The sequence below is a fragment of the Cupriavidus phytohabitans genome (assembly GCF_017815025.1).
GTDB lineage: Bacteria > Pseudomonadota > Gammaproteobacteria > Burkholderiales > Burkholderiaceae > Cupriavidus.
This window is the reverse complement of record NZ_JAGIQB010000093.1, coordinates 1-10,646: the sequence shown is the minus strand read 5'-3', so window position 1 is coordinate 10,646 and position 10,646 is coordinate 1. Positions and strand designations below refer to the sequence as shown.

The 10,646-nt window shown below is 63.1% G+C and carries 6 protein-coding genes and 2 pseudogenes; 5 read left to right on the top strand and 3 right to left on the bottom strand.

The genetic code is table 11. From position 1 onward, the window contains the following. Nucleotides 1-88: 88 nt before the first annotated feature. Nucleotides 89-3,062, bottom strand: a pseudogene (locus J8I34_RS31965) (Tn3 family transposase). A gap of 5 nt (nt 3,063-3,067) precedes the next feature. Further along, a pseudogene (locus tag J8I34_RS31960) lies at nt 3,068-4,736 on the bottom strand (site-specific integrase). Between the two features lie 232 nt (nt 4,737-4,968). On the opposite strand from J8I34_RS31960, the gene J8I34_RS31955 reads away from it, so the two are divergent. The 4 genes from J8I34_RS31955 (at nt 4,969) to J8I34_RS31940 (ending at nt 8,846) form a co-directional block, all read left to right on the top strand. Next, nucleotides 4,969-6,093 (top strand): J domain-containing protein, encoded by a 1,125-nt coding sequence (locus J8I34_RS31955; protein WP_035878714.1) that lies wholly within the window; start codon nt 4,969-4,971, stop codon nt 6,091-6,093. Between the two features lie 18 nt (nt 6,094-6,111). Continuing rightward, on the top strand, nt 6,112-6,753 hold the full coding sequence (locus J8I34_RS31950; protein WP_051320737.1) for a DUF6904 family protein: 642 nt from the start codon (nt 6,112-6,114) through the stop codon (nt 6,751-6,753). A 61-nt stretch (nt 6,754-6,814) separates the two neighbouring features. Then, nucleotides 6,815-7,291 (top strand): hypothetical protein, encoded by a 477-nt coding sequence (locus J8I34_RS31945; protein ID WP_209774722.1) that lies wholly within the window; start codon nt 6,815-6,817, stop codon nt 7,289-7,291. Nucleotides 7,292-7,610: 319 nt separating this feature from the next. Then, entirely contained in the window at nt 7,611-8,846 is a 1,236-nt protein-coding gene (locus J8I34_RS31940) for a tyrosine-type recombinase/integrase (protein WP_209808186.1), read from the top strand. A gap of 28 nt (nt 8,847-8,874) precedes the next feature. On the opposite strand, the gene J8I34_RS31935 is transcribed toward J8I34_RS31940, so the two are convergent. Further along, nucleotides 8,875-9,210 carry a helix-turn-helix domain-containing protein gene (locus J8I34_RS31935; RefSeq protein ID WP_209808184.1) on the bottom strand — a complete coding sequence of 112 codons (336 nt, stop codon included), beginning with the start codon at nt 9,208-9,210 and terminating at the stop codon, nt 8,875-8,877. Between the two features lie 231 nt (nt 9,211-9,441). On the opposite strand from J8I34_RS31935, the gene panP reads away from it, so the two are divergent. Then, the coding region (panP, locus tag J8I34_RS31930) for a pyridoxal-dependent aspartate 1-decarboxylase PanP (protein WP_209808182.1) at nt 9,442-10,646 on the top strand (1,205 nt) is incomplete at its 3' end.

Here is a 10,646-nt window from a genome sequence, read left to right as displayed (position 1 = left end):
CCTGCATCCTGGCCCGATGAACCCGGTCAGGGGCGACGCAGCGCCTGAGGGATTGCCCCGGGTTATTGAGCAGTTACCCACATCTCCGCTAAGCGGCTGATTTGAATAGAAATTCTATCGTTGGATCAAGCGGCGGAGCCCGTCTTTGGAGGTCCAGCAGGTAGTCCCCAAGCCGGTTGATATGCTCGCGCCGGTAAGGCGAAAGCACCTTCAGCACCTCGGCATCGACGGGGTGCCCCTTCTCCTGCAATGCCTTGAGCTTCCGCGACATCCACTGGACGTTGTAGAGAATGACCATGTTGGCCACGAGATGGTTGTACTTGATGACCTTGCGCTGCTCGTGCCGCACGTTTTCAGCAATGGTGCCGTCCCCGCCGAACATCAGCCATTGGGCGAAGTCATTGAACTGCTCGCTCTTGTTCGTCGCCGCATGGATTGTGCGACGCAACTCCGGCTCGTTTAGGTACTTCAACAGGAATAGCGTGCGGATGACTCGGCCGAGTTCGCGGAACGCGAAGTACAGCTTGTTCTTGGCGCTGTCCGAACCCAGCCGGCGCAAGATGGTCGACGGCGTCATTCTGCCGGCCTTGATCGAGACCGCCACCCGCAGCATGTCGGGATAGTGGCGCTGAATCAGATCCCAGTTGATGGTCTGACTCGATGTGAGCATATTTCCGGCGCCGGTCCGCTTTGAACAGCACCAGGCCCTTGATATTGCGCATACGCGGCATCAGGTTGATACCCAGCAGGTAGGACAGACCGAACACCGGCCCGCTCTGCGCCTGGGTGTCGCCATGGATGGTATCGGGCTGGATCTCCGAACCATTGCGGATCAGCCCGTCCAAGATGTATACGGCCTCATGCACCCCACACGGAATGAAGTTGCTGAAGAGCGCGATGTACATGTCGGAGACATGATAGTAGCCGATCCCGCCATACCCGCCATAACGGATGTGGTACTCCGACAGCAGGTTTTGCTCGTACAGGCTCCACTTGGTTCCGTCCGCCGACACGCGCTTGCCGCTGCCCCAGTACTTCGGCAGCGCGAACTGGTTGTAGGCGTTGATGACCTTCACGATCGCCTTGTCGAGCCGCTCTTCGGTGACGTGATGCAGATTCAGCCAGGCGATCTGCTTGCGGCTCAGCCCCTTGACCGAGCGCGCGGTCTGGCTGGGGCCGAGGTTGCAGCCGTAGCAGAACAGCGTGCTGATGAAGCGCTTGCGCGGCTCGTCGAGCTTGGCATCGAACCCGGACAGCGGCCCGAAGAGCTGGTGCAGGTTCAGCCATTGCTCGGTCTCGGTCAGCACATCCAGGATACTGATCTGCGGCATCGAGGCCGTGATGGCTTGGTCGATCAGCGTCTTGTTGGGCGGGTCGGGCTCTTTGCCCGGCTTGTGAATGATCAGGCCCTGTTCGCCGAACTCGATGCTGTCGTTCGCAGGGAAGTTCGCATCCACCTCGTCGAGCGCGGCGCTGAGTTTGTCCCGCAGCGTCTTGATGAAGCTCTTGCCATCGGTCGGCAGGCCCACGATTTCACAGTAGCGCGGCATCTCCCGCTGGAATTCCTCCTGCGAGACCTGGTGCACGCGGAAATCATCAAAGCGATCGCTGCCTTCGACGTAGAGATCGCCGGAACTCAGTTCCTGCATCACCTGGTGGAACACGCACAATTCGAAGTACCGGCGATGGAGCAGTCGGGCGCTTCGGCCGTCTGGGAAGATGGCCTTATTCCACTTGTCCGGGATCCAGTCCAGAGGCAGGTTGGCAAGATCATTGTCAGTGAGCTGCAGATACTCGCGGTGGGAGGCTCGGAAGCCCTCCATCCAGGCCAGCGCCACCAGGATCGTCTTGTCCTGCGAGCTGGAGCGCAGCGGCAGCACCTCAACGCACTGAAACAGCAAGGAGCGCTGCTGGCGATAAGGCGCCAGCATGAACGGCGGGTCAAAGTTGCCGGCGTAGGCAATATGCTCATTGCAGCGCGCGAGCGCCCCGGCGGCGTCGTTGCCGAGCACTTCGCGCACCTTCTGCAGCCGGAAAATGTCGGCGATGCCATCGTCCTGCAGAACCTGCAGCACGTCGCGGAACTGGCCGACCAGGCTCTCCAGCGCGTCGGCATGCGCCAGCTGATATTGCTGCAGCCGGGTCCTGGCGAGGGATTCGAGCTTGCGCATCACCTTGATGAAGATCTCGGCCACATCATCGAGAGCCTTCTGCAGTTGCGCCTGAATGAAGAGCACCGCCAGCGTGTAGCGCTTGGCGGGCTTGAGCCCGCGCAACTTGGTAATGTCCAGCGCCCGCGCCTCAGTGACCAATTGCGTGCGCTTGGCGACCGAGAGCATGGGCGGTGCTGGCGGCAGGCCATCGGCCAGTTTCCGCAGACCGTGAATATGCTTCAGAAAGCTCGCGATCTCGCGCGTGGCCGGGCGCTTGGGCTCGCGTTTGAGCTGGTCCCAGCCGGACTTGCCGGTCTGGCCGTCAAACAGCGCCTCGATCCGAGCTTTCAGCGAGTCATCGAGCGCCTCCGTGATGGTGCGGTAGATCGCTTCGTTGAACCGGGCCCGGGCCTGTGCCGCCATCCGCTGCAGGCCCGCCAACGGCGGCAATTCGTACCGCCCCCGGATCAGCTCCTCGATCAGCACGTTGACGATATCCGGCAGTTCAGCCTTGGTCCGCGCGGCATCGGTTGCCTGCGACTCCAGCCATGCCTGCGCGTTGGCGTCCACCTGCCGGATGCCAACATAGGCGCGCAGCCACTTTTGATGCCGGGCGCGGGTGCCCGAGACATCGTAGCGTGTCACCACGCTGCGCGACAACGGCCGCGCCCGCAGGGCAGCCTGTACGTGCTCGATCACCGCGGCCGGCACCTCGGTCAGCATCGGAAAGTAGCCAAGGCGCTGCAGCAATTTGAGCTGCACGAGAATCAGCACCGACGTCGAGGCCTGGCGCGCCTGGCTGCGCGCAAAGCGGATCTCGGTCGCGGTCGGCGTGAACGCTGCCTGCAGTTCAACAACGGTGGGCTCGGCCGGCAGCACTGGATAGGCGGTCTCGTGGATCGGCGGCATGATCTCTATCTGCGCCCGAAGGCCTGCTCAAGCTGGCGCGTGCGCTGCACCTCGTCATCGTGCAGATAGATTGAGGTGGTAGTGATGGAGGCGTGCCGCAAATTGTCACGCACCGTTGTCAGGGTTGCGCCGTGCGCCAGGGCATGAGTTGCATGGGTGTGCCTCACCCAGTGGGGCGTGGCGCGCCGCAGCTTGTCCGCCAGCGCCGGATGGTCACGCTGGATGACATCGGCGGCCAGCAGAAAGAAGCGGCGAAACACGTCGCGCAGACGCGGCGTGGTGATGGCCGCGGCGCTGTCCAGATTGGCGAGCAGGGGCGTATCCGGCTTCCAGTGCGAGGGCGTCACCGGCAGGCCACGTTGGACCAAGTATTGATCGAGCGCGTGGCGCGCCAGGGACGGCAGCGCGACCTTGCCAGGCTTGGCACCTTTGCCGACCAAATGCAGCCAGCGCTCGCCGCGCGCGCCGATCTCGATTCCACCAAGCGTCACGCAAACCAGTTCACCGGCACGCAGCCCGGTGGCGTACCCGAAGTCCAACAGGAACCGCAGTCGCTGCGCGGCCGGCTCCGTCCAGCCATGGGACCATTCGAGCCCGTCGGCAATGGTCCGCACCAGTTCCCACTCGCCCGCCGAGAAGGCGCGGGACGCGTCCAGGCCGGGCGCCCGCTGGCCGCCGCGCACTTTCAGTCCAGCGAACGGGTTCGCCAGCACGTAGCGCTGCTGGATTAGCCAGCGGAACATGCACCCGAGCACGGACAGGCATAGGCGATCGAGCGTGGCGACAAGGCGCCAGTAAAGGGGCGCCATTCCGGCGACGTGCGCGGCCGTGCGGGCGCGACCCAGCGATGGTGCGGCGTGGGCCGGCGCAGGAAGGCGCGGTAAGCCGACGCGTCTTCCGTGGTCAGCGAGGACAATGCCTTGCCGCGCTCGAGGATGGCCCACAGCAGCAGACGCTCCGCCTCCTTGCGGTAGGCCCGTTCGGTCTCGGTCGACTCGTACAAGGCCAGCCAGGCCCCGATGGCGTCATAGTCATTGTTGGCATCGAGCGTGCACATCTGGCGGGGGGGCGGAAGGCCCCACGTGATCCGTCGACCTCATGCGGCAGCCGGATCTGCTCCCAGGGCACGACCGGATCGGGCGGTGCCGCCGTGACGAGGGCGCGCGCCCGTTCGGTGAGCTTCGGGTGCGCCGCGAAGAAGGCCTCGATAGGCCTGGCGCTGCGGGCGCCCAGCCCATCGATGGCGGCCCACCAACGGCGCCGGCGCGGAATGCGCACCGTCAGGTCGGCGAGCGTGCGGATGCCATGGGCGCGTAGTGCGGTGACCGCGCGTGGGGACAGCCACCAATCAACCGAATCGCTGATCTGCGGCTCGGGGAGGGGCAGCGACCGCAACGTTTCGAGCGCGCGGGCGACCGCCTTGGCGTGGCCGGTGCGCTCCGCCGCGCCGCAGCGGAACAGTGCAGCAAAATCCTCGCGCCGCCGCCGCCGCGCGAACTCGGCGAGCTGGCGGCGAATATCCCCGAGCACGCCACGCGCCGAGCGGCCGACGCCCAGCGCGTCGGGGCAATAGCGTGCGACCGCCTGGCGCGACGACGCGCCCGCGTACCAGGCGCGCAGGGCCGCCAAGGCGGCGGCGTCGGGGAAATCGGGCGAAATCGTCGTGTCTTGCATCGAAAGTCGTTGGCGGGGTGCGTAAGCCTTGGTATGGAGAAGGCCAGGCACGCCAAGGCGAGGTGCAAATTGCAAGGCCGCAGTTTGCCAGAAAAATGTGGCTATATCGCTAAGAGGGGTTATCGATATGGTTTATGCAATCTGCAGTCGCGTCGCGTTCTTCCAACCGCCGCCATCGGCTAGAATTCGTGCAACCTTCCCTTGCTACCGCCTCAGCGCACCAATCCATCTCATGGCCACCAGAATTAATCGCCAGTCTGTCAGCATCGCGCCGGATCACAACCGGACCACGCTGTCCCAAGGGCAAAAGACGTTCAACTCGCTGATCAAACAGATTGAGAAGCGTCGCATACGGCTGCGTGCCTGGGAAACCGTCACGCCCACCTTCCAGCAGCGCTATGTCAACGAGTACCTGCCGCTTGAGCAGACCTCGACCGATCTGCAGATCCGGATGGTGCATTGTCTGGATCGGGCCTACGAGCAAAAGGGATTGACCAAAGCCGAACGTTGCAAGCTCGCCGACGTGATCACCGATCTGGTGGGCCCGATGGTCGATGAAGACGACAGCCTGAAAGCCATCTACAACAAGTACAGCTCGGCCGACTACGACAGCGAAACCGCCGCGGACATCCTCGGCATGAAATCCATGCTGGAGGCGGTGTTTGGTGTCGAACTGGGCGACGACGTGGACCTCACCTCGCCAGAAGACGTGCTCCAGCGCGCCCAGGCGCACATGCAGCAACAGCACGAGGAAGCGGTCGCGCAAAGCGCCGAGCAGGAAGTGCGTCGTGCCAAGCGGAAAAAATCGCCCAAGCAGCTTGCGGCAGAGGCTCGCGCCCAGGAAGAGCAGGCTCAGATCAGCCTCTCCATTCGCGAAATCTATCGGAAGCTCGCCAGCGCATTGCATCCGGACCGCGAAGCCGATCCGCAGGAGCGCGAACGGAAGACCAAACTGATGCAACGCGTCAATGAGGCCTACAACAAGAACAACCTGCTGCTGCTACTGGAGCTGCAACTGGAGTTGGAACACATCGACCAGCACTCGATCAACCATCTCAGTGAAGATCGGCTGAAACACTACAACAGGATCCTCAAGGAGCAAGTCCGCGAACTGGACGAGCAGATCCTGCATGTCGAATCCGCATTTCGGCACAGCTACGGCATTGATCCCTTCGTAAGCCTGTCGCCAGACAAGCCCCTCCGAATGCTTGCCTCTGATGTCAAGGAGCTCCAGACCAATATCCGCGAACTTGAACGCGATCTCGTCGCGTTCGAAGAGATCAAGAATGTGAAGCTCTGGCTCAAGACCTTCAAGCGCGTGCAGCCAGACCCAATCTTCGACGCGATGCCCTTCTGATTCCGACGAGGAATAACTGTGCTTGCTTATCAATTGCTGAATAATCACGCTGGCCTTCTTCTGATCGGTGACTACGCCTCATTGCGCGAGCTGCACGAAGTTGTCCATGACGTCAATGATCGATCGCCCCTAATTCGCGAAGAGGGCGGGGCATTCCTGGGATTGGCCTATGACGTGCGCAAGGCCTATGAACAGCAACGGGAAAACCTGCAACCGCCCGAAGGCTATGAGGAAATCGGCGTGCGCTACGGAGTCCAGATTCTCTGGCCCGTGCTCCTTGTGCAGCAGCGGATGCTGCGCGTATCGCTCGGGTACCTTGATCATTCCAGGCGGCATCAGGCAATCACCTATGCGCTGGAAGCCGTCATCGAAGCGGGATTGCGGGAGGACTTCGGCGCGCAGGGGCAAACCATGGTCGATCAGTGGCTACGACTCGATCCCACCCCAGACATCTTCGATCGGCTGAACAGCCGTGGCGCAATGTTTTGCTCCTGGTCCAAAGCCGAGCGCGAGCGCCGTTTCGCTTCACTGTTATTGAGCTTTGACACGATGTACGAGCACTATTCCAGCCTCCCGAACGGGCAGCGTGCTACGGAATCAGTGTCGCCCCGTGAGCTCGAGCAATGGAAAGGCGTGGACTGGCCCGATCCGTGTTGGTAATGGCGTGTAGGATGCCGCTTACGGCGGCGTAGCAGTGTGGGCAAACAGCTAGGAGTGGTGTATGGGGAAGGCCAGCAGAAGGAAGCAGCTTCGTCGAAACGAAAGTGAAGATGTTGTCAGTTTTTGGGCACAGGAATATGAGCCCCCCAAGGCCGAGAGAAAGTGGTTTGGCCTACCACCTCTCGTACGGATAGAAGCGAACCTCCCGCAAGAACAGAAAATCTCCCATGCCTTGGTCGAATTGCTGAAAGAAAAAGTGCCATATGACGACGCGCCTCTCTCGGAGTATAAAAATGCGCTGGACGGGATCGTGATTGCATGGAATCTCAGCCTGCTGACAAGTGACGATCGAACCAACGCCGTGGGGAAAATGTTCAAGGATGTTACCGAGGCGAACAGAGAGATCGCCGTCCAGGAGATCGAACGGTTAATGCAGCGCAAGCAGGCCCTTTTCCCCGAAGACAAACGACAGGTTCTCACTTGGTCGGTTCTGATGGAGGGGAGCCATATCCGTATCAAGGCAGCCGCAAAAGCATAAGGCAACCGCGACTACGCGATCTGACGCGCCGGCGGGAGTACATCGACCGGCCTGCTGGACCTCCAAAGACGGGCTCCGTCGCTTGACCCAACGATAGAATTCCTATTCAAATCATCCGCTTAGCGGAGATGTGGCGGATTTTTCACGAATTGCGGCCAACCCTCAAAAGTGTCTTAGGATCAATAAATATTACTACGTAATACGCAATATTTCAAACTATCCGCGCGCAACTTTAGACATAAGTGCGCTTATGTCAAGGGATCGGCTATACTGACGCAAACGGCATGTCCCGGCCTCCCGGCCCGGCCGATACCCGCTCATGGAACTGCTCCCCATCAAATCGCTGGCAAGCCTGTCTGCGCCAATGCCCACCCCGCTCGAACGGCTGCACTTGCCGCCCGCACAGTCCGGCGCCGCCGGCAGCAACCGGGCGCCTGCCACCGCCACCCGTATCGCCGCGGCCGACGACCTGGCCGCCGTCACCGCCTGGCTCGCGCGCTATGCCGACAGCCCGGCAACCGTGAGCGCCTACCGCCGCGAGGTCGAGCGGCTGCTGCTGTGGGCCGTGCTGCAGCTGGGCAAGCCACTGTCGTCGCTGACGCACGAAGACCTGCTGGTCTATGAACGCTTCCTGGCCGACCCGCAGCCCCGTGCGCGCTGGGTGCTCGCCGGCAGCAAGAAACTCGGCCGCCACCACCCCGACTGGCGCCCGTTTGCCGGGCCGCTGTCGCCGGCGAGCGTGCGCCACGCGCTGGTGATCCTGAACGCCCTCTTCGCCTGGCTGACCGAGGCCGGCTACCTGGCCGGCAATCCGCTCGCGCTGGCACGCCGCCGGCGCGCGCCGACGCAGCCCCGCATCACGCGCTACCTGAGCCACGACCTGTGGGAAACCGTCAAGGACACGGTCGAGGCCATGCCAACGGAAACCGTGCGCGAGCGGCTGCATGCGGTGCGCTGCCGCTGGCTGCTGACCGTGCTCTATCTGGGGGGCCTGCGCGCGGCCGAAGTCACCGGCACGGCGATGGGGGCGTTCTTCTGCCGGCGCGATGCCCAGGGCGTCGAGCGCTGGTGGCTCGAGGTGACCGGCAAGGGCAACAAGACCCGGCTGGTGCCGGCCACCGACGAGTTGATTGCCGAACTCGCGCGCTATCGTCGCGCCCATGGGCTGACGCCCACCCCGCACCCAGGCGAGACGCGCCCGCTGCTGCTATCGGTAATCGGCCGCGAGGGCCGCGAACACCGTGACAAAAGCCTGTCACGCGGCGCGCTGCACCTGATCCTGAAGGAAGTGTTCGGCCTGGCGGCCGCGCGCCTGCGCGCGCGCGGGCCCGAGTGGGCGGCCCAGGCCGATATCCTGGCGAGCGCCTCGGCCCACTGGCTGCGCCACACCGCCGGCTCGCACATGACCGACCGGCAGGTGGATCTGCGCTACGTGCGGGATAATTTTGGGCATGCGTCGATTTCGACGACCAGCGGCTACCTGCACAGCGAGGAGGATGCGCGGCACGAGGCCACGCAGGCGCGGCATCGCATCGGCTGGGCCAGCAAAACGTAAGGCGCGACCTGCGTGCCTGATCGCGGCCCTACTCTTCCGCCCAGGCATGCCGCTCTCTCACAGCATCGTCGCCGATCTTGGCCGCATGGGCCGCTGCCTGTTCAAGCCAAGGCGCATGCGCCTTGGGAACGACCAGCATCGTCAAGCCCAGTCCGTCCATCACACGCAGGGCGTGCTCGAGATTGACGCCCTTGCCGTTCTCGAGCTTGGACAGCATGCCGATGGAGACACCGCAATGCCTAGCCGCCTGGTCAATGGGCATCCCTTCCGCGGCCCGGCTTGCTCGAATGCGGTCGCCCAGTTGTTGAATGGTGCGTATCGTTGCGCGTGAAGGTGGGGTCGGATCAGGTAGGGGTCGCGGCATGGGGCACGTCTGCGAAGAAGGAAAGCAACACTGAGACTGCTCGTCGGTGATTTCATGATAATGAAATTATGCCTGCGCACGGCCGACGGAAGAAAAATGTAAGCCCGGCTTTGGGTCCTTAAATCTCGGTGGGCAGCAAAACCGGTCGGGGCACCCCAGCCATCTGCATCCGCCGATCCGGCATAATTCCCGGAGAACCATGGCGGAACTTGATTGAACTGGGTGATGCAAATGAAGCCGGAGATCCGTCGCGAAGAGACCCCCCAAAACTCGGATGGGGGCGACGACTGCCCCTTGCGCTGGTTCGACGCGGATCGCGGTGCGTTCGAATCGCTCGAGCGATTGATCGCCGAGCATCCGGCGGATTTCTTTGCAGGCGAGCGTTTTGATCCTGCTGGTGCGTGCGCCACGCGCGAGGCGGTATTCGCGTCGGTGGAGCTGCCCGAGACCCCGACATCGCCGCAAGCGCATGCCGATCATCTGCTCAACGACGTGTTCCGGCACGTGATGCCGGTGGCATCGCCAAGGTTCGTCGGACACATGACGTCGTCACTGCCGTCGTTCATGCCTTCGCTGGCCAAGGTGGTGGCGGCGCTGAACCAGAACGTCGTGAAGCTCGAGACGTCGGGTGCGCTGACGGGGCTCGAGCGCCAGGTCCTCGGCATGCTGCACAAGCTGGTATTTGCACAGGACAGCGCGTTCTACGCGAGATGGCTGCACGATGCCGACCATGCGCTCGGCGCCTTCTGTTCGGGCGGCACGGCCGCCAACCTGACCGCGCTATGGGCGAGCCGCAACAACCTGCTGGGCGCGCGTGATGGTTTCGCCGGCATCCATCGCGCCGGACTGGCGGCTGCGCTGCGCCATTACGGCCATGACGGCCTCGCGATCGTGGTCTCGGAGCGCGGACACTACTCGTTGGGCAAGGCCGCGGATGTCCTTGGAATCGGCCGCGACAATCTTGTGCCGGTCGGGGTCGACGCGGACGGCCGCATGCGCATCGACCTGCTGCGCCAGACCCTGCGTGACCTGCGGCAGCGCAATATCCTGCCGATGGCGATCGTGGGCATAGCAGGAACGACTGAGACGGGCTCGGTCGACCCGCTGGATGCGATTGCGGATGTTGCTCAGGAGGCCGGCTGCCATTTCCACGTGGATGCCGCGTGGGGCGGCGCAACGCTGCTGTCGGAGCGCGAGCGCTGGCGCTTCGCAGGCATTGAGCGCGCCGATTCCGTCGTCATCGATGCGCACAAGCAGTTCTACGTGCCGATGGGCGCCGGCATGGTGCTGTTCCGGAGCCCAACGTGGACGCAGGAAATCATCCAGCATGCGAACTATATCGTGCGCAAGGGCTCGGTTGACCTGGGGCGCCATACGCTCGAAGGATCGCGCGGCGCGGCGGCAGTCATGCTCTATGCGAACCTGCACCTGCTCGG